The organism is Salirhabdus euzebyi (genome assembly GCF_014207435.1).
GTDB classification, from domain to species: domain Bacteria; phylum Bacillota; class Bacilli; order Bacillales; family Alkalibacillaceae; genus Salirhabdus; species Salirhabdus euzebyi.
The window spans coordinates 1-24,952 of the sequence record NZ_JACHGH010000013.1; the positions used below are offsets into that span (position 1 = coordinate 1).

At 34.0% G+C, this 24,952-nt stretch carries 19 protein-coding genes, 2 tRNA genes, 1 rRNA gene and 1 pseudogene; 19 read left to right on the forward strand and 4 right to left on the reverse strand.

Annotation, left to right across the window (positions count from 1 at the left end):
* The 8 genes from rrf to tsaD form a co-directional block, all read left to right on the forward strand.
* A 5S ribosomal RNA gene (gene rrf / locus HNQ94_RS16455) occupies positions 1-93 on the forward strand; the annotation flags it as partial.
* A 110-nt stretch (positions 94-203) separates the two neighbouring features.
* Positions 204-280 (forward strand) — tRNA-Met (locus HNQ94_RS16460).
* Between the two features lie 209 nt (positions 281-489).
* A tRNA-Asp gene (locus tag HNQ94_RS16465) sits at positions 490-566 on the forward strand.
* Positions 567-721: 155 nt separating this feature from the next.
* Positions 722-1,696 (forward strand): thiamine-phosphate kinase, encoded by a 975-nt coding sequence (thiL, locus tag HNQ94_RS16470; RefSeq protein ID WP_174497322.1) that lies wholly within the window; start codon positions 722-724, stop codon positions 1,694-1,696.
* A gap of 10 nt (positions 1,697-1,706) precedes the next feature.
* Complete coding sequence (gene tsaE, locus HNQ94_RS16475) at positions 1,707-2,162, forward strand: tRNA (adenosine(37)-N6)-threonylcarbamoyltransferase complex ATPase subunit type 1 TsaE (RefSeq protein ID WP_174497321.1); 456 nt, start codon at positions 1,707-1,709, stop codon at positions 2,160-2,162.
* Complete coding sequence (gene tsaB / locus HNQ94_RS16480; protein WP_174497320.1) at positions 2,159-2,866, forward strand: tRNA (adenosine(37)-N6)-threonylcarbamoyltransferase complex dimerization subunit type 1 TsaB; 708 nt, start codon at positions 2,159-2,161, stop codon at positions 2,864-2,866. The genes tsaE and tsaB overlap by 4 nt, the downstream gene beginning before the upstream one ends.
* Positions 2,859-3,305, forward strand: coding sequence for a ribosomal protein S18-alanine N-acetyltransferase (gene rimI, locus HNQ94_RS16485; RefSeq protein ID WP_174497319.1), 447 nt, complete (start codon positions 2,859-2,861; stop codon positions 3,303-3,305). The genes tsaB and rimI overlap by 8 nt, the downstream gene beginning before the upstream one ends.
* A 2-nt stretch (positions 3,306-3,307) precedes the next feature.
* Positions 3,308-4,354 (forward strand): tRNA (adenosine(37)-N6)-threonylcarbamoyltransferase complex transferase subunit TsaD, encoded by a 1,047-nt coding sequence (gene tsaD, locus HNQ94_RS16490; RefSeq protein WP_174497332.1) that lies wholly within the window; start codon positions 3,308-3,310, stop codon positions 4,352-4,354.
* A gap of 331 nt (positions 4,355-4,685) precedes the next feature.
* Here tsaD and abc-f read toward each other — a convergent pair whose 3' ends face one another.
* Entirely contained in the window at positions 4,686-6,629 is a 1,944-nt protein-coding gene (gene abc-f, locus HNQ94_RS16495; protein WP_174497318.1) for a ribosomal protection-like ABC-F family protein, read from the reverse strand.
* Positions 6,630-6,809: 180 nt separating this feature from the next.
* On the opposite strand from abc-f, the gene HNQ94_RS16500 reads away from it, so the two are divergent.
* Both HNQ94_RS16500 and HNQ94_RS16505 read left to right on the forward strand, forming a co-directional pair.
* Positions 6,810-7,460 (forward strand): redox-sensing transcriptional repressor Rex, encoded by a 651-nt coding sequence (locus HNQ94_RS16500; RefSeq protein WP_174497331.1) that lies wholly within the window; start codon positions 6,810-6,812, stop codon positions 7,458-7,460.
* A 135-nt stretch (positions 7,461-7,595) separates the two neighbouring features.
* Complete coding sequence (locus HNQ94_RS16505) at positions 7,596-9,011, forward strand: MDR family MFS transporter (RefSeq protein WP_174497317.1); 1,416 nt, start codon at positions 7,596-7,598, stop codon at positions 9,009-9,011.
* Positions 9,012-9,067: 56 nt separating this feature from the next.
* Here the strand turns inward: HNQ94_RS16505 and HNQ94_RS16510 are convergent, their stop codons facing one another.
* Together HNQ94_RS16510 and HNQ94_RS16515 are read right to left on the reverse strand one after the other, a co-directional pair.
* Positions 9,068-9,277 (reverse strand): YdiK family protein, encoded by a 210-nt coding sequence (locus tag HNQ94_RS16510; RefSeq protein ID WP_174497316.1) that lies wholly within the window; start codon positions 9,275-9,277, stop codon positions 9,068-9,070.
* A gap of 6 nt (positions 9,278-9,283) precedes the next feature.
* Positions 9,284-9,991: a CPBP family intramembrane glutamic endopeptidase gene (locus tag HNQ94_RS16515; protein ID WP_174497315.1), complete on the reverse strand. Its 708-nt coding sequence runs from the start codon at positions 9,989-9,991 to the stop codon at positions 9,284-9,286.
* 389 nt (positions 9,992-10,380) lie between these two features.
* Between HNQ94_RS16515 and groES the strand changes: the two genes are divergently transcribed.
* Together groES and groL are read left to right on the forward strand one after the other, a co-directional pair.
* Complete coding sequence (groES, locus tag HNQ94_RS16520) at positions 10,381-10,665, forward strand: co-chaperone GroES (RefSeq protein WP_174497314.1); 285 nt, start codon at positions 10,381-10,383, stop codon at positions 10,663-10,665.
* 60 nt (positions 10,666-10,725) lie between these two features.
* Positions 10,726-12,357 carry a chaperonin GroEL gene (gene groL / locus HNQ94_RS16525; protein ID WP_174497313.1) on the forward strand — a complete coding sequence of 544 codons (1,632 nt, stop codon included), beginning with the start codon at positions 10,726-10,728 and terminating at the stop codon, positions 12,355-12,357.
* A gap of 82 nt (positions 12,358-12,439) precedes the next feature.
* Here the strand turns inward: groL and HNQ94_RS16530 are convergent.
* Positions 12,440-13,651, reverse strand: a pseudogene (locus HNQ94_RS16530) (site-specific integrase).
* Positions 13,652-13,837: 186 nt separating this feature from the next.
* Here HNQ94_RS16530 and HNQ94_RS16535 point away from each other — a divergent pair.
* From HNQ94_RS16535 to HNQ94_RS16565, 7 genes are all read left to right on the forward strand, one after another.
* Positions 13,838-14,074, forward strand: coding sequence for a hypothetical protein (locus HNQ94_RS16535; protein WP_174497312.1), 237 nt, complete (start codon positions 13,838-13,840; stop codon positions 14,072-14,074).
* Positions 14,075-14,446: 372 nt separating this feature from the next.
* Positions 14,447-14,746 carry a hypothetical protein gene (locus HNQ94_RS16540; RefSeq protein ID WP_282960582.1) on the forward strand — a complete coding sequence of 100 codons (300 nt, stop codon included), beginning with the start codon at positions 14,447-14,449 and terminating at the stop codon, positions 14,744-14,746.
* A gap of 521 nt (positions 14,747-15,267) precedes the next feature.
* Positions 15,268-16,872, forward strand: coding sequence for an ATP-dependent nuclease (locus HNQ94_RS16545; protein WP_174497311.1), 1,605 nt, complete (start codon positions 15,268-15,270; stop codon positions 16,870-16,872).
* Positions 16,856-17,980, forward strand: a complete 1,125-nt coding sequence (locus HNQ94_RS16550; protein WP_174497310.1) for a UvrD-helicase domain-containing protein — start codon at positions 16,856-16,858, stop codon at positions 17,978-17,980. The genes HNQ94_RS16545 and HNQ94_RS16550 overlap by 17 nt, the downstream gene beginning before the upstream one ends.
* Before the next feature lie 150 nt (positions 17,981-18,130).
* The gene (locus HNQ94_RS16555; protein ID WP_174497309.1) at positions 18,131-22,363 is read left to right on the forward strand and encodes an NACHT domain-containing protein; all 4,233 of its coding nucleotides are present in this window, start codon (positions 18,131-18,133) and stop codon (positions 22,361-22,363) included.
* A gap of 541 nt (positions 22,364-22,904) precedes the next feature.
* Complete coding sequence (gene htpX / locus HNQ94_RS16560) at positions 22,905-23,789, forward strand: protease HtpX (protein ID WP_174497308.1); 885 nt, start codon at positions 22,905-22,907, stop codon at positions 23,787-23,789.
* 205 nt (positions 23,790-23,994) lie between these two features.
* Positions 23,995-24,951: an AAA family ATPase gene (locus tag HNQ94_RS16565; protein WP_174497307.1), complete on the forward strand. Its 957-nt coding sequence runs from the start codon at positions 23,995-23,997 to the stop codon at positions 24,949-24,951.
* The last annotated feature ends 1 nt before the right edge of the window (position 24,952 follow it).

Consider the following 24,952-nt stretch of genomic DNA (forward strand, 5'->3'; position numbering starts at 1 on the left):
CACACCTGTACCCATTCCGAACACAGAAGTTAAGCTCTCCAGCGCCGATGGTAGTTGGGGTTCTTCCCCTGCGAGAGTAGGACGCTGCTGGGCAATTCATTATTTTCTTATTATTTTTACGAATAGTTAAAGACAAGAAGAGCAAAATAAGGTATAATGAACGAGTGACAATTTTTATAAAAGCTTAAGTGCTTTTACAACATCGCGGGGTGGAGCAGTCTGGTAGCTCGTCGGGCTCATAACCCGAAGGTCGTAGGTTCAAATCCTGCCCCCGCAACCAATTAAATTACCATAACTACGCTGGAAATACATCTAGCAAGGTAATATCAGTGGTGCCCGAAAGGGTGCAACCAAATTTATTCATCTTTACAACGTTGAATAACATCTTCGTTATGATGAAATCAATAGTACCCGTTAGGGTGCAACCAATTAAATTACCGAAACTACGTTGAAATACATCTAGCCAGGTAATATGAAATCAATTATTATGGTCCGGTAGTTCAGTTGGTTAGAATGCCTGCCTGTCACGCAGGAGGTCGCGGGTTCGAGTCCCGTCCGGACCGCCATATAAATACATAATAGTTAACATTAAACCTTAGGGATTTCCTAAGGTTTTTATATTTTTCAATAGTTTTTTCTTATTTTAATATGTGCAGTGCTTTTTCTAATTCCATTATTTTCTGCTATCATTAAATAGAATATGAAGGAAAGGAGTATGTTTATGGATGAGTTTCAATTTATTGATTCAATTACTCCGTTCTATTATAGACAATCCTCTCTATTAAAAGGAATTGGTGACGATACGGCTGTCATCCGCCCACCTACTGGTTTCGATCTGGTAACTGCTGTTGACACGATGGTGGAGGATGTACATTTTAGTTTAAATACAATGGACCCATACCATGTAGGCTATCGGGCATTAGCTGCCAATATAAGTGATTTAGCTGCTATGGGTAGTTCGCCTGCTTACTATATGGTCTCATTAGTGATCCCTAACGATTGGACACCAAAACAACTTGAAGGAATTTATAAAGGTATGAATGAACTTGCACAAGTTTATAATATGGATTTAATCGGTGGGGATACTGTATCGGGAAAACAGTTAGTTCTATCTATCACAGTTTATGGGTTTGTACCTTATGATAAAAGTAGATATAGAAGCCATGCTAAAGAAAATGATATTGTTTTTGTAACGGGAACCTTAGGGGACTCTGCATATGGATTATATCTTCTGCAAAACGGAGAAAATATAGGTGTTGAACAAAATTATTTTGTACAAAGGCATCGTATGCCCACACCAAGAGTAAAATTTGCTCAAAAGCTACAAACTTTTAAGCGAGTATGTTTAAATGATATAAGTGACGGAATTGCGAATGAAGCGAACGAAATTGCAGCTGCTTCAAATATAGATTTGTATCTTGAATATGAAGATATTCCAATAAAAAGGCAACTAAAAAAGCTTCCTAACAGTACACAAAGGGAATTTATATTGTCTGGTGGAGAAGATTTTGAACTTATCGGAACTGCTTGTAAAGAAGATTGGGAAAATATAAAACAAATAGCCTTAAATACAGACACAGAAATAACAGCTATTGGTTATACAGCAACCTCACAGGGAAAAAGTAGCGTATTTCTGAGTAAGGATAACAAGACGTCTATATTAAACAAAACGGGCTACACACATTTGCTTAAATAGGTGGTACAAAATGAAGAGTTATCAATTTAAAACAAATAGTCCTGAAGAAACAATGGCTTTTGCAGAACGTCTAGCCTCTGTACTGACAGCAGGAGATGTCATTACGTTAGAAGGGGATTTAGGTGCAGGGAAAACAACCTTTACGAAAGGTCTTGCAAAGGGCCTACATATAACGAGAACGGTTAATAGTCCTACTTTTACAATCGTGAAGGAATATAATGGGGACTTTCCTCTTTACCATATCGATGCCTATCGCTTGGAAGGTAGTGATGAAGATATAGGATTTGAGGAGTACTTTGCTGGTGATGGCATCACGGTTGTGGAGTGGGCGAAATTTATTATGGAGTTTCTTCCTGAAGAACACTTGGATATCCAACTCGTAACCATAAGTGAAAAGGAAAGAAATATAATACTGAATCCTAATAGTAATCGTTATGAAAATAAATGTAGGGAGTTACTATCATGAAAGTGTTAGCAATGGACACCTCTAATCAAGTGATGAGCGTTGCCATCCTAAATGATAACCAAGTAATTGGTGAATACACGACGAACGTTAAGCAAAATCATTCTGTTAGACTAATGCCGGCAATAGATAGAGTAATGAAAGATGCAGGTATACAACCAAATGAAATAGAGAAAATGGCAGTTGCTGTTGGCCCTGGATCTTTCACTGGAGTACGTATAGGGGTGACAACAGCAAAAACAATGGCTTGGAGCTTAAATATCCCTTTAGTGGGTGTTTCAAGTTTGGAGTTAGTTGCTTATAACTGTATTCTCTTTAACGGAAAGATATGTTCTTTCTTTGATGCGAGAAGAGGACAAGTTTATGCAGGTCTTTATGAAAGCAATGGAGATCATTTAAAAGTAATAGGTGAAGAAAAGAATATTTTATTTGAAGATATGCTTAAAGATTTAGCTAATCTAAATGAAAAGGTGTTATTTGTTAGCAACGACTTATCGTTGCATAAAGAAACGATTGATCAAATTTTAGGTGATAAGGCAGTCTTCGCTTCAAATTATCTTTCTTTACCTAAAGCAGCTGTGTTAGGTTTATTAGCTAGTAATCGCGAAGCAGCCCCTATACATAATTTTGTGCCAAATTATATGCGACTAGCAGAAGCAGAGGCAAATTGGTTAGCAAATAATCAAGGAAAAAATAAAAATGGCTGAAACATTTATTAGGGAAATGACGAAGGAAGATTTAGAAAAAATTATGGAAATAGAGAATGCGTCTTTTGCAACACCTTGGGACTTGAGCGCCTTTATTAATGAACTTTATGAAAATGAGTATGCTACATATTATGTGATAGGAAATAATGAGCAAGTAGTAGGGTACTGTGGTTTGTGGGTGGTGTTTGAAGCAGCGCAAATTACTAATATTGCTATTATGCCAAACTACAGAGGTCATAAATATGGTGATAAGTTGTTTTCACACGCTATAAAAGAAGCAAGAATAAAAGGAGCTACTGAATTATCTCTGGAAGTCAGATTATCTAACGTAGTTGCACAAAAACTATACCGTAAGTTTGGGTTGTTACCTGTTGGACTTAGAAAGAATTATTATCAAGATAATCAAGAAGATGCTATCGTAATGTGGGTGAAATTATAATGTTGAATAAAGAAGAAATTATTCTAGCGATTGAAACGAGTTGTGATGAAACAGCAATGGCTATCGTCAAAAATGGACGGGAATTAGTAGCTAATGTTGTTGCCTCACAAATTGAAAGTCATAAAAGATTCGGTGGTGTCGTTCCTGAAATAGCATCCAGACACCATATTGAACAAATTACAGTAGTATTAGATGAGACTTTAGCAGAAGCTAACATGACAATGGATGACATCGATGCTATTGCTGTAACAGAAGGGCCTGGTCTTGTTGGAGCTTTACTAATAGGAGTAACTGCAGCAAAATCTTTAGCATTTGCTCACCAAAAGCCTTTAATAGGGGTACATCATATTGCAGGACATATTTATGCGAATCGATTACTTCAAGAGTTTTCTTTCCCTTTACTTTCATTAGTCGTTTCAGGTGGGCATACAGAGCTTATCCTCATGAAAGACCACGGTCAGTTTGAAGTCATAGGGGAAACCCGTGATGACGCAGCAGGAGAAGCATATGATAAAGTAGCTAAAACGTTAGGATTGCCTTATCCAGGTGGTCCCTATATTGATAAGCTAGCTCAGCAAGGAAAAGATACGTTCCATTTTACAAGGGCGTTACTAAATGAAGAATCCTATGATTTTAGTTTTAGTGGTCTTAAAACAGCTGTCATGAATACGATGCACAATGCGAAACAAAAAGGGGAACAACTTTCTTCTGAAGATATAGCAGCAAGCTTTCAACAAAGTGTGATTGATGTTCTAGTGGAAAAAACTTTTCGTGCAACACGAGAGTATAAAGTAAAACAACTGATTGTTGCTGGTGGAGTTTCTGCCAATAAGGGCTTACGTAAGCGTTTAGAAGAAAAGTTTGCAAATGAAGAAGTTGAGTTAGTAATCCCACCACTTCATCTTTGTACAGATAATGCGGCAATGATTGGTGCAGCTGGTAGTATTGCATTTCAACAAGGTCATCGTGCCGAGCTTGATTTAAATGCTAATCCTGGACTTAGTCTGGAAAAATACGCAAAACGAAATAAAAACATTCCTAGTCAATAGGAATGTTTTTTGTACTTTAAGAAAGTTTAACTTTGTTAAAGGATTAAAGTATAAGAAAAACCAAGGCTGTCGCCATAAGGACTTGGCGACAAGCCAAGTTTTTCTAATTATCCACAGACAAATTTATAATATGTGGACAAAAAGACGAAACACTTATTTTTAACGTATTTTATATGTGGAAAGTGCTTGTGGATAACTATGTGTTTTTCTGTGGATAATGTGAATAAATGTATTGTAAGTCTATTTTAAAGCTATTAACTTGTGTGTATGTATGTGGATAACTGTGAATAAGTTGCAAAAAAAAGTGGCTATCCTCCAAGGAGGTTAGCCACTACAAATATTCAGATAGTTGTTCCTGGATATTGGTCCATTCTTCAAGTAATTCTTCGAGTTGCTGATGATAGTTTTCTTTTTCTGCTGTTAACTCACCAAGTTTTTGATGATCGTCCACTATATCAGGATTAAACATTTCTGCTTCAATGTTTTCTATTTTTTCTTCTAATTGCTGTATTTCATCTTCTAGTTCTTCGTTACGTCTTTCAAGCTTTCTCATTTCACGTTTTACCGCTTTGTCTTTGAAATACTTTGTTTTCTCTTCTTGATCTATTTCAGCTATTTTACTTTGCTGATTATCTAATTCAGCAATCTCTTTTTCTTCTTGTTTTTTCTCTACGTAATAATCGTAATCGCCTAAATAAGTATGTGTTCCTTGTTTAGACATTTCAACAATTGTGGTCGCAATACGATTAATAAAATACCGATCATGAGAGACAAAGAGTATCGTTCCTGGAAAATCAATCAGGGCCGATTCTAATACTTCTTTACTATCTAAATCAAGATGGTTAGTCGGTTCATCCATAATAAGGACATTAGCTTTCTCTAACATTAGTTTTGCTAAAACTACCCTAGCTTTTTCTCCACCACTTAAGGAGGAAATAGGCTTTAACACATCATCCCCACTAAAAAGAAAATTACCAAGAACGGTCCTAATTTCTTTTTCGGGTTTAGAGGGATACGTATCCCAAAGTTCATTTAATACAGATTTTCCTTTTGACAAATTACTTTGTTCTTGATCGTAATAGCCAATTTGAACATTTGTACCGTATTGTATTTCTCCAAGATTTGGCTTGTTCTGCCCTACAATTGCTTTTAATAAAGTAGACTTTCCTATCCCATTAGGGCCTACTAAGGCAATTCGGTCACCTTTTTGAATAGCTAAATCAACGTTTTGAAAAATAAAATCATCATCATCCTGATAACGGAAGGCAAGGTTTTTAATTTTAAATACGTCATTGCCACTAGGACGATTAATTTCAAAAGAAAACTTAGCAGATTTATTATCCAATTTCGGTCTATCCATCAGTTCCATTTTTTCCAGTTTTTTACGACGACTTTGAGCTCGCTTTGTCGTGGAATCTCTGGCAATATTTTTTTGGATAAACTCTTCCAGTTGTTTTACTTCAGCTTGCTGTTTTTCATATTGTTTTATATTGCGCTCATATTCTTCTGCCTTTTGGTATAAATAATCGCTATAATTTCCAAGATATTTATTAGACGTTTGAAAGGCGATTTCATAAATGGTATTTACGGTTTTATCCAAGAAATAGCGATCGTGGGAAACAATAACGACAGCTCCTTGATAGCCAACTAAATATTGTTCTAGCCATGACAATGTTTCTATATCCAGATGGTTGGTAGGCTCATCTAAAATTAAAATGTCAGGCTTTGATAATAATAATTTCCCTAACGCTAATCTCGTTTTCTGTCCACCGCTTAATTCTCTAATTGGTGTTTGGAAGCTATATTCTTGGAATTGCAGACCGTTTAACACACTTTTAATATCAGCCTCGTATTGGAAGCCACCTAACCTTTTAAACTCTTCTTGTTTGCGGTCATATTCTTCCAATAGCTGTGCATGAGCATTAGAATCACTGATGATAGTTGGGTCCCCCATCTTTAACTCTAGCTGTCGTAAATCTTGCTCCATCTTTTTTAAGTGTAGAAAAACTTGCTCCATTTCATCCCACATACTTAAATTGGATTCTAATCCAGTATGCTGCGCCAAATAACCAATAGTAGTATCCTTAGGTCGAAAAATGTCTCCGGTATCACTAGAAAGCTCACCAGACATTATTTTAAGCAAGGTAGATTTCCCTGCTCCGTTACGGCCAACAATAGCTAATCTGTCTCTACTGTGTACTTCCAATTTAATATTAGATAAAATGATGTCAGCACCAAAATATTTCACTATATTATTTAATTGCATTAAAATCATTAATTTTCACCCCGATGTGTTTAAGTGTATCGTATTGCTTAGAACATTGGCAAGATAGGACGTTACATCATTTTGTTCTATTTATCATTCAAAAAGTTGTTTTTATCATATATGATATAGTCATAGTATCCACATGAAGTAACAGCTTGAAAAGTGTGGTGAGGAGGAAAAGAAATGTCGATGGACGATCAAACCAAAATACCGCAAGCAACCGCCAAAAGACTTCCCCTATATTATCGTTTTATTAATAATTTACATAGTCAAGGAAAAACGAGAGTTTCCTCCAAAGAGTTGAGTGAGGCTGTAAAAGTTGACTCTGCAACAATTAGAAGGGATTTTTCTTATTTTGGAGCACTTGGTAAAAAGGGGTATGGTTATAATGTGAATTATTTACTTTCCTTTTTTCGAAAAACGCTGGATCAAGATGCTTTTACAAAAGTTGTTTTAGTTGGAGTAGGAAACTTAGGGACTGCATTTTTACAATATAACTTTATGAAAAACAATAATACAAAGATTGAAATGGCGTTTGATACAAGTCCAGAAAAAGTTGGGAAGGAAGTAGGGGGAGTTCCTGTTTACCATATCGATGAATTGGAACAAAAAATAGGAAGCGATATTTCTATTGCGATACTTACTGTTCCGGCACAGGTTGCTCAACCAATCACAGATAGAGTTGTAACAGCAGGCATACAAGGTATTTTAAACTTTACTCCTGCTAGGATAACAGTACCAAATCATATACGTGTCCATCATATAGACTTATCGATCGAACTTCAATCATTTGCATATTTCTTGAAGCATTATCCCTTACAGGACGAAGAAGGAGAGTAAAAGAGGCGAAAAGCCTCTTTTTCATTTGAGAAAAATTAATTCTTTTCATTTTTATTAAGTTCATATAAAATAGTTCGTGTATCGAAATATTAACAACAACGAAATGTCTGTTTTACAATCTGGGGGATCTTTTGTATGAGTAAATTACCGACAAAATGGCTTGTGGTGATTTCTGTTTTATTTGGAACATTTACAGTTATTTTGAACAACAGTATGCTTAATCCAATTCTACCGCACTTTATTGATATATTTAATGCCGATGCCGTCTCTGTAGGCTGGGTATTAACCATTTTTATGGTTGCCATGGGGATGACCATGCCGATTACAGGATATTTAGGGGATCGGTTTGGGAAAAAGAAGATTTATATTGTTGGATTGATTTTATTTACCATAGGATCTATAGTGGGGGCTGTTTCCCAAACGTTATCTTTGGTCATTATCGCAAGAGCCATACAAGGAATTGCTGGCGGGTTAATGTTGCCGAATGCTATGGCACTAATTTTTACTGCGTTTCCACAAAATGAGCGGGGACTTGCAGTAGGAATTTATGGTATTGCTGCGATGGTAGCACCAGCTATTGGACCTACTATTGGTGGATTAATGACTGAATTTCTACAATGGCAGTTTTTATTTTTAATTAATATTCCTTTCGCGGTAGTCGGGATATTTATATCTAGTAAATATTTAAAACCGACGAAGACAAAGCCGAATCTGAAGTTCGATCTAGTTGGTTTTGTTCTTGTAACAGCTGGTGTAGGAGCCATACTATATGCACTAGGTAGAGGGTCAACTTGGGAATTACTAACACAAACGAGTAATATATTCCTAATTATATTTGGTTTAATCTTCATCTTTATTTTTGTTAAATATGAATGGAAGCAGGAACAGCCTTTATTGGATTTATCTGTTTTCAAGGTTCGTACATATAGGATTTCCATATTTATAACAGCGTCGGCTTCTATTGGGTTATTTTCAGGGCTGTTTCTCTTACCACTATTAATGCAAGAGGTTTATGGCTACAGCTTAACGGAAACGGGGTTACTATTTCTCCCATTTGCCGTTTGTAGTGGTATTTTTATGACTATTGGTGGAAAGCTCCTTGATTTGAAAGGACCTAAGGCAGTCGTGCCAATCGGGCTAGGTGTGATGGCAGTTAGTACTATTTTACTCGGCTTTTTAGACATCACTAGTTCTTATTGGTATATCTTGTTTTTAAATGCAGTACGGGGTATTGGAATGGGCTTTGGAAATATGCCAGCAACAACAGCTGGAATGAATGCTATTCCACAACATCTAGTAGCACAAGGCTCTGCAATGAATAATGTTTTAAGACAAATTACCTCCTCGTTCGGAATTGTCTGTTTTGCCATTTATTATGAGGTAAGACGTGCCCAAGTTGCTTTAGCAAGTCAAATAGGGCCAGAAGAAGCTGCATTACAAGCTATTAATGAAGCATTTATCGTTTCAGGAGTTATCTTGCTTATTACAGTACCTGGGGCATTTTTGCTGAAGGGTACGAAGGAACAAGAGGGAAAAACAGCAAGTGAATAAAACAAAGGAGTGCGTTCTAATAATGGAACGTACTCCTTTTTCGCGTTTATAACGATCTATTTTTTGCTTTTATTTTTTGCGTCCTTTATTTTCATGTGGACACCTATCAGTCGGATTGCTACTGCAAAATCAAAAGTTGCAACAACGGCCAAAATGATCGTTGTAAAGTTCCAAACTGTTTCTTCTACACTTTGAATGGCGATGTAAGTAAAGACAAAGCCCATGATGAAGTAAAGTAGGGCCATAAATAATGGTGATGCTCTCATAAATATTTATCCTCCTAGTATAGTCTGCAATTGTTCGATCTGTTCTCTCATTCTTTCTAAGTCTTCTGGGGATACATTATATTGTATGATAAAAACAAAAGTATTAATGGACACATGTGTAAGGATAGGTACTAAAATTGTTTTCGTCTTTACATATAAATAGGCAAACACCATTCCAACAGAAGTATAGATTAATAAATGATCCGGTTCTTGGTGCAGTATGCCAAATGCAATCGCTGAAATAATGGCAGCAATTAAGAAATTATATTTTTTAAAAATACTCCCAAAAATGACTTTACGAAATACAATTTCTTCAAGTACTGGCGCGAAAATTGCCGTTACAATTAAAAACAGGGGAGTAGCACGTGCCACTTCCATTAAAGCAGATGTGTTGTTTGATCCTGGTTCAATTCCTAAATTCATTTCTATTAAAGCTGCAGCATATTGGACAAACAAAACTAGGAAAAATCCGATGACAGTCCATAAAATAATTTTTCCTACACCTAACTTACTACTACGCTCTTTATTTCTCTTCATATCTGGTTTTAAAATAGACAAAATGACAATGGTCATGATTGAAAAGGCAATAATTGACCAAATGGCGGTTATATTTTGTCTAGGCACCCCTAGTAACAGTAATAGTGGTCCCCCTAGTATTCCTGAAAATAATCCAATAACATAAGTTAAAATAACATACCAGTATCTTCTCGGCAATTTACACGACTCCTTTTGTACAAATTCTAAGAATGTAAAATAAGATGTTTTATTACACATTTAGAAATATTTCTACAGGTTTAATCATACTATTTTATGGACAGGATGCTATTGTTATTAGCTTAATAAGTTTAATGTAAACCCTGTCCTAAAAATCATATGCATTTGATATAAATGGTAATACTTTTAAGGAGCAAAAATAGTGAATGGATTTCAAGTATGCTCGGTTACCATTATAAATCAAAAAATTGTTTTAAAAAAAAAAATTACATTACTTGCAAAATTTAGATGAATTCATTATTATAATAATTGGTATTAGCACTCGTTGGTGATGAGTGCTAATAATCGACTATTTAATATAAAATGATAAATTTGAGGAGGTTGTCCTAATGTTAAAGCCACTAGGTGATCGCGTAGTTATTGAGGTAGTTGAACAGGAAGAAACTACTACAAGTGGTATCGTGCTTCCAGATTCTGCTAAAGAAAAACCACAAGAAGGTAAGGTAGTTGCGGTAGGTTCAGGTCGTGTGACAGAGAATGGTGAACGTGTAGCATTGGAAGTAGCTGAAGGAAACCACGTTATTTATTCCAAATATGCAGGCACAGAAGTAAAGTTTGAAGGTAAAGAATACTTAATTCTTCGTGAAAGTGATATTTTAGCTGTTATTGGCTAATAAAAACGAAGAACACGTTACGCATATCATAATTCATTTATTTTTAAGGAGGGCATTATAATGGCTAAAGAAATTAAGTTTAGCGAAGACGCTCGTCGCGCAATGCTTCGTGGTGTAGATACATTAGCAAATGCTGTTAAAGTTACACTTGGACCAAAAGGACGTAATGTTGTGTTGGAGAAAAAATACGGTTCTCCACTTATTACAAATGATGGTGTTACGATTGCAAAAGAAATCGAATTAGAAGATCGTTTTGAAAACATGGGTGCACAGCTTGTATCTGAAGTGGCATCTAAAACAAATGATGTAGCTGGTGATGGTACGACTACTGCAACTGTACTAGCACAAGCTATGATTCGTGAAGGTCTAAAAAATGTAGCTTCTGGTGCTAATCCTGTAGGCGTACGCCGTGGAATTGAGCAAGCAGTTGAAGTTGCGGTTAAAAGCTTAAAAGAAATTTCTAAGCCAATTGAAGGCAAAGATTCTATTGCACAAGTTGCTGCTATTTCTTCAGGTGATAACGAAGTAGGTCAATTAATTGCAGAAGCAATGGACCGTGTAGGTAACGATGGTGTAATTACAATTGAAGAGTCAAAAGGCTTCAACACAGAACTAGAAGTAGTTGAAGGTATGCAATTTGATCGTGGATATGCTTCTCCATACATGGTTACTGACCAAGATAAAATGGAAGCAGTTCTAGAGGATCCTTATATCTTAATTACAGATAAAAAGGTTGCGAACATTCAAGAAGTACTACCTGTACTTGAGCAAGTTGTTCAACAATCTAGACCTATCCTTATCATTGCTGAAGATGTTGAAGGTGAAGCACTAGCTACATTAGTAGTTAACAAGCTTCGTGGAACATTCAATGCAGTAGCTGTTAAAGCTCCTGGATTCGGTGATCGTCGTAAAGCAATGCTTGAAGATATCGCTACTTTAACTGGTGGTCAAGTAATTACGGAAGATCTAGGCCTTGATCTAAAAGGTGCTACAATTGATCACTTAGGTCGTGCTTCTAAAGTAGTTGTGACAAAAGAACATACAACAATCGTAGAAGGTGCTGGAAACCCAGAGCAAATCTCTGCTCGTGTTAACCAAATTCGCACGCAATTAGAAGAAACTACTTCTGAATTCGATAAAGAAAAACTACAAGAGCGCCTAGCTAAATTAGGTGGCGGTGTTGCGGTAATCAAAGTTGGTGCTGCAACAGAAACAGAATTAAAAGAACGTAAGCTTCGCATTGAAGATGCTCTTAACTCTACTCGTGCTGCAGTAGAAGAGGGTATCGTATCTGGCGGTGGTACTGCTCTTGTAAACATTTATACAAAAGTAGCTGCACTAGATAAAGAAGGCGATGAGCAAACAGGTATTAACATCGTTCTTCGCGCTCTAGAAGAGCCAGTACGTCAAATCGCTCACAACGCTGGTCTTGAAGGTTCTATTATCGTAGAACGCTTGAAGAAAGAAGACGTTGGAGTAGGCTTCAACGCTGCAACTGGCGAGTGGGTAAACATGGTAGAAGCGGGTATCGTAGACCCAACTAAAGTTACACGTTCTGCACTTCAAAACGCAGCATCTGTAGCGGCTATGTTCCTAACTACTGAAGCAGTAGTTGCAGACCTACCTGAAGAAAATGCTGGTCCAGACATGTCCGCTATGGGCGGTATGGGTGGAATGGGCGGCATGATGTAATATCGCCCTCAAACCCTTGATATAAGTGGGTTTTTAAGTAAGGTGAGAGTGTAATGCTCACATTTTGCTCACATTGAGGATATTAACGGAGGCTTCTCATAAGTTCGCTGAACTTTTGGGAAGCTTCTTTTTTCATTTCTTGCGTGACATGGAGATACACACTTTTGGTGATTTGGTCATCGGTATGACCAAGCCGGTCCATAATTTGTTCGAGTGAGACAACTGCTTCAGCAAGAAGTGACGTATGCGTGTGTCTTAAACTATGCGGAGTCAATTCTTTATTTAGGCCAGCTATTTTAAGCAGCCTTTTCATACGGTCTAGAACGTTTTTTATCACAATTGGGAAACCAAACTGTCGCTCCATCTTTGCAAAGATAAAATCTTTGTTATAATAGTCGTCACCTAATCGCTGTATTACTTGGTTTTGATTTTCCTTGTGATCTTTTAAAGCTCGAATAACATCTTCATCTATTACAATTTTTCGCCTTGATTTTCGGGTTTTCGGTGTGATTAATTGGTACTCCACAGCATTATTATTTGGATTATAATACGTCTTGGTAATGCTTATCGTGTGGTTTAAGAAGTCTACATCTTTCCACTTGAGAGCAACTAACTCTCCAACTCTAATTCCAGTATAGGCTAGAATTTAAAATGCCAAATAATCATGTTCAAGCCCATTTTGTTTTGCGGTTTCTAAAAACAAGGCAAGCTCTTCTTTTTCAAGATAATTTGGTACTTCTTCTTCCTCTAGTTGTTCAATCGTTTTCTTGTCTTTTTTAACATAAGCGAATTCCGTCGGATCTTTCTTAATAAGCTCAAGTTCTAATGCTTTTCGAAAAATCATTCCTGCAGTTCGACTGATTCCCTCCCTTGTACTATCAGATAACCCTTGATCTTTTAAATCATTGAGAGCATCTTGATACATTTTTCTTGTAATGTCTTTTAAATTTAATTGAGCAAAGTAGGGTAACAATCTCCCGATTTCATGAAGACGGACTCGAATTGTTCCGGGCTTTACATCTTTAGAATCACTGTAGATTGGGAGCCACTCAAATGCAAAGTTACTGAAGGTTTTATCTGTTTCCTCCAAATATATTCCTTCGTTTACTTCATGTATTAGAGAGGCAGCAGCTTCTTCAGCTTCATGCTTAGTATTAAAGCCACTTTTAACCTTCTGCTTTCTCTTTCCAGTGATTGGATCTATTCCAATATCGACTGTGAAAGCCCATTTTGAACCACAATTACACTTTTTCTTTTTGCACTTACAGCCTCTTCTGTAAAAATATCCTTTCATTTCATTAAAAAACCTCACTTTATTTTTTATTCTTTTACAAATGTTCATTATTCCCAATTTAAGTGTGAATAATCGTTATGTAATTAATGAGAAAGGAGTAGTTAATACGTTTTACTTTTAGAGAGAACTATTAATGGTTATGTTAGATAAGTAAAACATTAATAGGTTTCTATTTAGGAGGTAGTAGTGAAAGAAATGAAGTTAATTTATTTTAATGATACAGGAAGAAAAGTAAAGATACTTCCTGCGACATTTTCAGGTGACCATACAATGGCTTATTTTATGTATTCGAGGGAAATAAGCGTAGCGACGATTCAAGAACAATTAAGACATGCAAAGCTTGCTACGACAATTCACTATTTACCACCGGGAGCAGAATTGACAAAGATTTTGGAAATGAATGCAAATAATCAGGTTAAATAATGACCGTAACATGCTAAGGTATGTTACGGTCGTTTCATTCTACTGGCCAGTTAAAAAGAAATGAAATATATACTTATTCCTTTTTAAGCAAGTTCCTCTAATAAATTGTTTAAAGTAAAGATAAAATACTTGTATAAATATACTTGCAAAACATTATTTCAATTGACAATTTTCACCAATAGTTTCAAAATAGTAGTATAAATATTTATTTCGCTAATTGCATGTAAAGTTTTCCGTTAACCTTTTTAAATGTATAAGTGAGGGGAAATTAATACCTCTACTGAGAGCAATGATATATTAGAGAGTTTAAACGACTATATTCGAGATACTGTACATAAAAATTACTTTTTAATAGATTGTATTGATAGAGGAATAGCATATCATCATGGCAAAATACCTAAACATATTAGAAATGCTGTAGAAAAGGCTTTTAAGAATTTGGTTATTAATAAAGTTGTGTGTACAACTACCCTGATGCAAGGTGTAAACCTTCCAGCAAAAAATATTATCACAAGAAATCCCAACTTGTTTATAAAAGCCAAATCAGCTGGTGATAATCCTAAGTTAACAGGATATGAATTTTCGAATTTAAGGGGTAGAGCTGGGAGGCTAATGAATGATTTTGTCGGGCGGTCAATCGTTTTAGATGAGCCAGCTTTCGAAGATGCTTAAATCGATGTATTTGATCATCCTAAGAAGGATAGTGGAGAAGGATATGGATTCAAGTGGAAGATATATGCTGATGCTAAACGTAGAGCTACATTTTTCACTGAATACTAGATATAAAAGTTGGTAGAGTAGATGGACCCTATTGTAAAAATGATTATAGAAGGATGAAAGTATCAAGAACCTATTTTGGTAGATATAAATATAAGTGTCCTAAATGTGGTTATAAAAGAACCCTATTAAAAAATAATTGGACATTAGAAAGTGAAATTGAAGATGAAATCGAGGCTGAATTTAGGGCTAAAATTAATGCCATATAAAAATTATGCTCATACTTGTTTTCAATGTATAAATAGAGGTAAAAGGAAAAATCACCTAATCCTCAATGTATAGAAATATGAGCTATATATTAACTATATAAAACATGTTTAGGACAGGCAGAAGATTAGCACTAAAACAGTGTACTTCTGTCTTTTTGTTATAAAGAGATATTTCACAAAGACTGAGCATTGAAAGGAGTTCACCCATTGATAGAAAAAGTAATTATTAAAAACTATAAATCTATTGATTATCTAGATTTAAAATTAGACGACACAATAAATATTCTTGTTGGTAATAATGAACAAGGAAAATCTACTATATTAGAAGCCGTTAATTTAGCACTAACTAGTACATTAAATAAGAGAAATATACATAATGAACTAAATCCGTTTCTTTTTAATAAGACTGTTGTTGAAGACTACATAAAAAAAATTAGTATAGGTAAGCGTGTAACCCCACCTAGCATACTTATAGAAATATATTTTAAGGAAGATAATCAGAATGCATCTTTGAAGGGGTCAAACAATTCAATTAAAGAAAATGCATGTGGCATTAGTTTTTCCATAGAATTTGATGATGACTACACTGAAGAATATCAACAATACATAGAACAATCGACTAATATAAGAAATATACCGATAGAGTATTATAAAATTAATTCGTATTCCTTTGCATCTAATCCAATAACTTCACGAAGCAATCCTATTAAATGTGTATTAATTGATCCTACTGAAGGAAAGGCATGGAACGGAACAGACAGGTATATTTCAAGTGTAATTGGTGATACCCTAGACCCTAAACAGCGCGCAACTTTAAATTTTAATTTTAGAGATATTAAAGAGAATTTCTCTCAAATTGAATCTATATCAAAGATTAATAGTACACTCTCTGAAAAAACAGGTGATATTTCAGATAAAGAACTTGCTATTTCTCTAGATATATCTCAAAAGAATGGATGGGAATCCAATTTGACTGCTTATCTGGATGATATACCTTTTGATTTCATTGGGAAAGGTGAGCAAAACTCGGTAAAATTGAAGTTATCACTCGAATCAAATGCTGAAGAGGCTCAAGTAATCTTAATTGAAGAACCAGAAAATCACTTGTCTCATTCAAATATGCAAAAATTAATTAACCAAATCTCCGAAAAATGTGAAGGGAAGCAGTTAATAATTACAACACATAGTACTTACGTTTTAAATAAACTTGGTTTAGATAAAGTAGTATTGATGAATAATGGAAAACACATTACATTAAGAGATTTAAATGAGGATACTTTTAATTATTTTAAAAAGTTACCCGGTTACGATACACTTCGATTATTGCTAGCTGATAAGGCTATTTTAGTAGAAGGCCCATCAGATGAGTTAATTGTTCAAAAGGCATATCTTCAAAAACATAATAGGCTTCCTATCGAAGATGGTATAGATATTATTACTGTAAGAGGATTGTCATTTAAGCGCTTTCTTGAGATAGCTGATCTTCTAAATAAAGAGGTTGCTGTTGTTACCGATAATGATGGAGATATTGATAAGCACATTATTGAAAAATATGGTGATCATTACCTAAAACATCCAACAATCAAAATTTGCTATAGTGACGACACGAGATATGCAACATTAGAACCACAGTTGGTATCAGTAAATGAGTTATCTATTTTAAATGATATTTTAGGGAAGGATTATACATCAGAGGCTGAGCTTATTAAATTTATGACAAGTTCAGGTAATAAAAGTGAGTGTGCAATGCGTATTTTTGATTCAAACCAAAAAATTATTATACCGGGGTATATAAATGATGCAATTCAATAACAAAATTATTATTGCTGCAGCAGGTTCAGGAAAATCATCAGATCTAGTTGAACAAGCATTGAACAATAATGACAAAAGGATATTGATAACAACATTTACAATAGATAATACAAAAGAAATTGAGAAAAAGTTTTTTGATAAAATTGGATATGTCCCTAAGAATGTTGTGGTTCAAACATGGTATTCCTTCCTACTAAGAGAATGTGTAAGGCCTTATCAAAACTTCTTATACGATAAAAAAAGAATTGAAAATATAGAATTTGTTAATGGTCAATCTACACTATATATAGCTAAAACGGAAGTTGAAAAGTACTATTTTCGTGATGGAAAATATATTTATACTGACAAGTTGTGTGATTTCGTGCTTGAGGTTAATAAAATATCAAACGGTTTAATTATAGAACGATTAGAAGATTTGTATGATATCATTATGATCGACGAAGTGCAGGATCTAGCTGGAAGTGATTTGAACTTCCTTTATCTATTATTAAAATCTAATATACATAATATTATTGTTGGAGATAACCGACAGGCTACGTACTTCACCAATAATTCAAGGAAAAACAAAAAATATAGAGGGCAAACCATTTTTGAACTGTTTAGTGAATGGCAGAAAGAAGGACTCTGTTCTATTACATATAAGACAGAATGTTTCCGATGTAACCAATTTATCTGTGACATTGCAGATTCACTTTATCCCGAAATGCCTAAAACCAATTCCATGAATGATATGGAAACTGGACACGATGGTGTTTTCTGCATTCGAAGCGGCGAAGTATTGGAATATGTAAAAAAATATTCTCCTGTGGTGCTGAGATATGATAAAAGGACTAAAAATATACCTGATAGTTTTTCACCTTTAAATTTTGGAAAGTCCAAAGGATTAACGTTTGATAGAGTCCTTATTTATCCAAATGGTCCAGCTACTAAGTTTTTAAAAGGTGATTTTGAAGCTGTGAGTAAACCCAAAACCAAAGCAGGTTTGTATGTTGCTTTAACAAGAGCGAGATATAGTGTTACGTTTGTAACGGATCAAAAAGTAATTTCTAATGAATATGTTAAAGAATTTACTTTAAGTGATAAAAAGCAAGCGGTGGCTGATAGTTAATGGCACCTAATTCTACCATTAATGTCTCTAATACATCGCTTTCTCTTTCGAATATTTACTTTTGATTACAAAAGTTCATTTTAAAGTAGTTATTTAGAATAGAACTTTTCCAACGAAATAAAATAATAAAGTAGTGAGGAAGATATAGAGATGGTAGATATTTCATTTTTAGTTAGACCGTTAATTGGAAAATTTACAGTTCTGATAAGTGGGAAGCTAATTGAACAATTGAAGATTAAATGGAAACTCAAAAAAATAAAAAACTTTAAAAAAGAATATGAAGATACATTTGTTGACTCAAATTCATTTCAAAGATTTCTAAATGATGAAAGAAATGGACTTTTAATAATTAACTTTGTATTTGGTGCTACTTATAGTTCAGTTACTAAGGTGGATTTTATCGAACAATTATCTGAATTAGCAATCAATGAGATAAATCTTTATAGAAAATCTGTGCAACTAAAAGAAATAGATAATCACCCCATTGTAAATCAATATCTTAATGACCTGATTACATATCTTATAGAGTATAGAGACAAAAGTTTTAATGTAAATGAAAAGAGTATGTTGGCTAATGTTCAAAATAGCATTGTAGAAAGTAATAATAGTTTAAAAGAATACTTTGAAAAAAATTTGTTGGAAATTCAAGAAAGGGCCTATCTAGAAAAATATACCGATGAATATTTAGAGAAAATACTGGATCGAAATATATTGGATTTGGGAAAAAGGTATATTTCAGAAGCGAATGTAGAAACAGATTTAAATGCAATATTTGATTCTTTAGTAAGTAATAAGCAGATTTTTCAACACTTCGGCGAGTTATTAGGTAATTTGCAAATGTGTATTATAGAATTTAGTGAAACCTTCAATAAATATAAAGAAGATTTAGGGTATGGTGATATAAACTTTATTGAAAAGGTTATAAATTATTTAAAAGAGATTGACTGTGAAGAAAAAGAGTTTTATCTACAAAGTAGTTTGAAGAATCTTTCTGAACAGATTAATGGCTTTATGGCAGAAGTAGAAGGAGTGAGATACAAGCTATATGAAGAAGGGAAAAAGAGCATTAGGGAAAAATTAATCAATCCAATCGATAAAATAAATAGCTATGAAAGAGATTTAAATGATTATATAGACTTGGTAAGGCCAGCCTTAATTAATGAACCATATTTATTGATATATGGAGATGCTGGGATAGGTAAATCTCATTTATTAGCTGATAATGCAAAAAGAATGCAGGAAGCAGGCCATAGTGTTTTTTTATTTTTAGGCCAACATTTAAATACTCATGATCATCCTTTCAAACAATTATTTGACTTGATTGATTACAAAGGTTCTAAAGAATCTTTTCTAAAAGAATTTAATGATAGAGCGAATAATAAAAATAAGAGAACTGTAATTATAGTAGATGCTTTAAATGAAGGGGAAGGAAAATATTTTTGGAAAAATTACTTATTAAATTTCCTAAATTCCATTAAGGAGTTTGAAAATATTGCTGTGGTCTTATCTGTAAGAAGTAATTACGTAAGAAGTGTATTACCTGAAAATATAGAGGCTGACTTTCCGTTACAAAAAATAGAACATAAGGGATTTAAGAATGTAGGTTTGGATGCTTTAGAGCCTTTTTTTAATTACTATAATATAAATCCATTAGTATTCCCTTCTTTAGAAAGTGAGTGCTATAACCCTCTGTTTTTACACATTTATTGTGAAGCATTCCAAGAAGAATACGTAGGATATAGAGGTTGGAGTATAGTTGAAGTATTAGAGAGATATATAGATAAGATTAATAGTAGATTATCAATAGATCAAAGATTTTCATATACAAATTCTTTAAATCTTGTTGATAAGATATTGAAAGAAATTGCTGCAAAATTTATTGAGAATAAAAGTCACCTTATTGAATTGAGTGAACTTTATGAAATACTAAACAGTACGGCGAGTCCATATACTAACGGTTATCGAGAATTGGTTTTAGGATTAGAAGAAGAAAATATTTTATCAATTAATTCGGGATATCGTGGAAAAAATTTAGTATATTTCACTTATGAAAGATTTGCAGATATATATATATCATTAGTTTTATTAGAAAAGTATGGCCAAGATAAAAAAATACTTGGTGAAATGTTATCTTCCGATAATCCGTTATTTTATGGAGTTTATGAGAGTCTTTCAATAATTGTCTCTGAAAAATTAAACTTGGAATTGCTAGACTTAATTGATAGAGAGTCTATAACTTTTGATATAGCTGAATCCTTTGTAAGAGGACTCTCGTGGAGAAATGTACAAAATATAAACGAAGAAACTTTGAACTGGATAAAATTATGCCTAAGACAAGAAAATATAGATTTACAAAGTTTAGTATATGAAAACTTGTTAAAGCAGTCTTATATAATAGAATCACCTTTAAATGCAAATTTTTTACATGACAACATCTATCCTATGGCAATGTCGATAAGGGATGGAAGTTGGACTATATCTATAAATAATAACTCAGAAGTACCTAAGCGACTTTTAGAAATCATTCTAGATCAAAACTTGAGTTTTAGACACTTCAAGTTTGAAAATTTTGAGTTGCTTTCTTTGAGCGTTATTTGGCTATTTACTAGTACAGATCGTAAGCTTAGAGATCTTTCTACTATAGCTCTAGTAAAACTGTATATGAATGAACCATCAATTATTTTCAAGAATATACTTCAGTTTATTGATGTTAATGACCCATATGTATTGGAAAGACTTCTTGCAAGTGCATATGGTGCAATACTTAGAACTAATGAAGTTCCACAATTAGAGGAAATAATTGAAGTAATTTATACAAAAATATTTGAACAAGAAGAAGTGTATCCGAATGTTCTGATTAGGGATTATGCAAGAGGGATTATTTTAACTGCTGTTAATAAAGGCATTATTGAACCTAAAGAGTATGAAAAAATTAACCCTCCTTACTCCAGTAATTGGTATGAAATAATGTATACATTACAAGAAGTTGATAAAAAGTTAAAAGAAATGCAGCAGGTTGCTAAAAATGATTTTTGTGGATTTCATCAAATAATTAACTCTATGACAACTGAATATGGAAGGGAAACTGGAGCTTACGGAGATTTTGGAAGATATGTCTTTGGTAGTGCCTTATATGACTGGAGAAATCAATTTAACGACCAAGATTTAAGTAATATTGCTACAATGAGGATTATTGAATATGGATATGATGAAAAAAAACACGGATATTATGATAGAAATTTAGGATATTACAATAGACATGAAAATCTTATAGAGCGTATTGGAAAAAAATATCAATGGATTGCATTATATGAGATATTAGCGAAATTAACAGATAACTATCCTATATACAAAGAGGTAAAGGTATATACTCCCGAATATCAAAAATATAAGGAATTGCAAAATAAAAGAACACTCCAATATCTGAATAAATTATTAGAAAGTCAATCTGTGGAAGACGTAGAGATTGAGGAAATTGATAAACCTTTAAAAGAAGAAGAAATTATACTTGAAATTAACAAGGAATATTACAAGCAGTACAATGGGCCTTGGGATCCTTTCTTACGGACTATTGATCCAAGTTTGTTAGAGTACCCTATGAAAAATGAAAACCTTTATCTAACCAAAAACTACTTGCCATATAGGTCTAATAAAATGTGGGCGCAAAATAAAGATGAGTTTAATACTTTGGGTGAATTTATATATATAGATTACGAAGGCAATAAATATATATCTTTGGCTCAATTATTAATCCAAAAAAGAGAAGATGGTAAAAAGTTTGTTGATAGAGATGAATTTTGCGTAAAGTCAAAGGCGGTTTTTTTACCTAATGAAGATAAAGAAAAATATCTATCCTTGAAGTCAGAAAAAAAAGGAGATATAAGTGTATCTTGGGAAAATGCGGATGGTGTATTCGCATTTGAACATTTTTGGCATCCCTCTTTCTTGGATACTTCCTATGAAAGTGAATATGAAGGTATAGAATGTGAAGATGCAATATGGGAATATCTTTGGGAAACAAATATAAATCCTGCATCTGGAGAAAGAACTTCTTGCAGCTACCTATTGCCGAATGCAAATTTAGTTAAATTCTTTGGATTAATTCAAATTTCTGAGGGTATTTGGAAGGATAGTGAGGATAATTTAATTGCATTTGATGCTCAGCATTTTGGATACGAGAGAAATTTATTATTTAGAGCAGATTATTTAGAGCAATTTTTAGGAGAAAATAATCTAACTCTCGTATGGGATTTTTATATGGAGAAGATTTCGGAGCGTAGTAGAAAAGAAGAATGGTTCATATGTTGGACTGATAATGGAACTGACATAAAGCACACTATTTTAGATGAATATAAAGAATTAGAAATGGAGGATAGATTTTAATTAGCTAATATTAGAGAGGTAATTATTGATATATAATTTTAACTACTTCTAGTTCAATAAAGTGATTAATTCATTATTAAAAATGCTAACATTTTGCTAACGCCTTCCCATAAAAAACGGTAAATCATCGTTAAAGATGTTACAGTAAGTAATATCCAAAACGTTCATTTACCGCACTTTTTGCACTCAACGTTAACAATATTACACTCTAGCAAACTACGGGCGGCATGATGTAATCTGCCTAATAATTTCTGTTTATGACAGGAATTTGTCCCACATGTGCTATCAGGGATAAATAAATGCTCTAACTAGAAGCACTCTAATAGTCGATTCGACTATTAGAGTGCTTTTGTTTATGGTTAATCTACATTTTGTAAAATTTAAATAGCCAAAAATAATCACGCAGTTTCATCTGCCCAATCCCGAGATAATTTTGATAACACCAAACCCTAATTTGTCAGTCTTTTCTAAATGAGAAATACTATCAATTTAGCGAGAAAAAGTGTAAAATATATCTATTAGCTATAGTAAGGGTGATAGTATGGGAAAACGTATATTTTACTTTCTTTTAACAAACATTCTAGTTTTATTAACAATTAGTATCATCTTCTCTGTTCTTCCAATCGGCAGTTATATTAATGCCCAGGGTGGAATTGATATTGGTACTTTGCTTATTTTTAGTGCTGTTATTGGTTTTACAGGTGCATTTATCTCTTTAGGAATGTCTCGCTGGATGGCGAAAAAGATGATGAATGTACACGTGCTAGATCCAAATGGAAATCTTTCTGCTGCGGAAAGAGATGTAGTGGAGAAAGTTCATCGCTTATCAAGAGCCGCAGGTTTAATGCATATGCCGGAAGTTGGTATTTATAATTCACCAGAAGTTAACGCTTTTGCTACTGGCCCATCTAAAAAAAGGTCACTTGTAGCCGTTTCTACTGGTTTACTTCAAGAAATGGATGATGCTGCCGTTGAGGGTGTTATTGCCCACGAGGTTGCGCACGTTGCTAACGGAGATATGGTTACAATGACGTTGTTACAAGGTATCGTTAACACGTTCGTCGTGTTCCTATCACGTATTGCTGCTTGGACAGTATCACGCTTCGTTAAAGAAGATTTAGCACCTATTGTTCATTTTATTGCAGTCATCGTATTCCAAATTGTGTTCTCGATATTAGGTAGTCTTGTCGTATTTGCTTACTCTCGTTATCGCGAATTCCATGCAGATAGTGGTGGAGCGGCTTTAGCTGGAAAAGATAAAATGGCACATGCTTTACGTATGTTAAAGGCTTATTCCAATCGTGTGACGGGTGAAGAACAAACGTCTGTTGCTACATTAAAAATCAACAACAAAAGAAATGTTGTTCAATTATTTTCTACACACCCGGACTTAGATGAAAGAATACGCCGTTTAGAAATGAAATAAATATAAGTGTAAGTGCTCTTTAAAAAACATGTAGTTGGTTAAAAACTGCATGTTTTTTATTGCGTTATAAAAGGGTATATCCAATTTTTACCGAAAAAATATAATGTTACAATGGTGAACTTTTTGTGATTATAGTATAGTTAATTGTATAAAAAATTGTCACAATTATAATAATTGATAAACACATAGGGAGGAAAACAGCAAAATGACCCAACAAACTTATTTCTATCATCCGCAAGCAGGGAAACTAGTAAAAAACATTCAGAAGGTTATTATTGGAAAAGATGAAGTTACAAAATTAAGCATTGTTGCTCTATTGGCTCAAGGACATGTTCTGTTGGAGGATGTTCCGGGTGTTGGGAAAACAATGCTTGTTCGCTCATTAGCAAAATCCCTTAACTGTGAGTTTAAGCGAATTCAATTCACACCGGACTTGTTACCATCCGATGTTACAGGGGTTTCTATTTATAACCCGAAAGAACTTAATTTTGAGTTTCGTCCAGGTCCAATTTTAGGAAACATCGTATTGGCTGATGAAATAAACCGTACATCCCCTAAAACACAGTCTGCTTTATTAGAGGGAATGGAAGAAAAAAGTATTACAGTAGATGGAGTACCAGTTAAATTGAAGCAGCCTTTCTTTGTTATGGCTACTCAAAACCCAATTGAATATGAAGGAACGTATCCATTGCCAGAAGCACAGCTGGATCGTTTTCTATTAAAGTTAAATATGGGGTATCCTACTCCTCAAGAAGAAATGGAAATGTTAAAAAGAACGTCAAATGTCCATCCAATAGATTCCATTGAGCCTATCATGGAAAAAGAAGAGCTAATCGTTCTACAAAATCAAGTAAATGAAATTGTTATTAGTCAAGCTATTCAACGATACATTGTCGATATTGTAACCGGAACAAGAAATCACCCGAAAGTCTATTTAGGTGCTAGCCCTCGCGGATCTATCGCCCTAATGAAGGCTGCAAAAGCATATGCACTTTTACATGACCGTGACTATGTTTTGCCAGATGACGTAAAATACCTTGCACCATTTGTTCTTTCACACCGGATTATACTGACATCAGAAGGGAAATTTGAAGGGAAAGATGAAAAAACAATCGTAGATGAAGTATTGGCACAAACAAAAGTTCCGATAGATAGGGGATAAG

Coding starts and splice junctions, on each gene's coding strand:
- HNQ94_RS16565 (WP_174497307.1), top strand. CDS start 23,995: ATGACCCAACAAACTTATTTCTATCATCCGCAAGCAGGGAAACTAGTA.
- rimI (WP_174497319.1), top strand. CDS start 2,859: ATGGCTGAAACATTTATTAGGGAAATGACGAAGGAAGATTTAGAAAAA.
- HNQ94_RS16500 (WP_174497331.1), top strand. CDS start 6,810: ATGGACGATCAAACCAAAATACCGCAAGCAACCGCCAAAAGACTTCCC.
- abc-f (WP_174497318.1), bottom strand. CDS start 6,629: ATGATTTTAATGCAATTAAATAATATAGTGAAATATTTTGGTGCTGAC.
- groL (WP_174497313.1), top strand. CDS start 10,726: ATGGCTAAAGAAATTAAGTTTAGCGAAGACGCTCGTCGCGCAATGCTT.
- tsaB (WP_174497320.1), top strand. CDS start 2,159: ATGAAAGTGTTAGCAATGGACACCTCTAATCAAGTGATGAGCGTTGCC.
- HNQ94_RS16550 (WP_174497310.1), top strand. CDS start 16,856: ATGATGCAATTCAATAACAAAATTATTATTGCTGCAGCAGGTTCAGGA.
- tsaE (WP_174497321.1), top strand. CDS start 1,707: ATGAAGAGTTATCAATTTAAAACAAATAGTCCTGAAGAAACAATGGCT.
- HNQ94_RS16505 (WP_174497317.1), top strand. CDS start 7,596: ATGAGTAAATTACCGACAAAATGGCTTGTGGTGATTTCTGTTTTATTT.
- HNQ94_RS16510 (WP_174497316.1), bottom strand. CDS start 9,277: ATGAGAGCATCACCATTATTTATGGCCCTACTTTACTTCATCATGGGC.
- HNQ94_RS16555 (WP_174497309.1), top strand. CDS start 18,131: ATGGTAGATATTTCATTTTTAGTTAGACCGTTAATTGGAAAATTTACA.
- htpX (WP_174497308.1), top strand. CDS start 22,905: ATGGGAAAACGTATATTTTACTTTCTTTTAACAAACATTCTAGTTTTA.
- thiL (WP_174497322.1), top strand. CDS start 722: ATGGATGAGTTTCAATTTATTGATTCAATTACTCCGTTCTATTATAGA.
- groES (WP_174497314.1), top strand. CDS start 10,381: ATGTTAAAGCCACTAGGTGATCGCGTAGTTATTGAGGTAGTTGAACAG.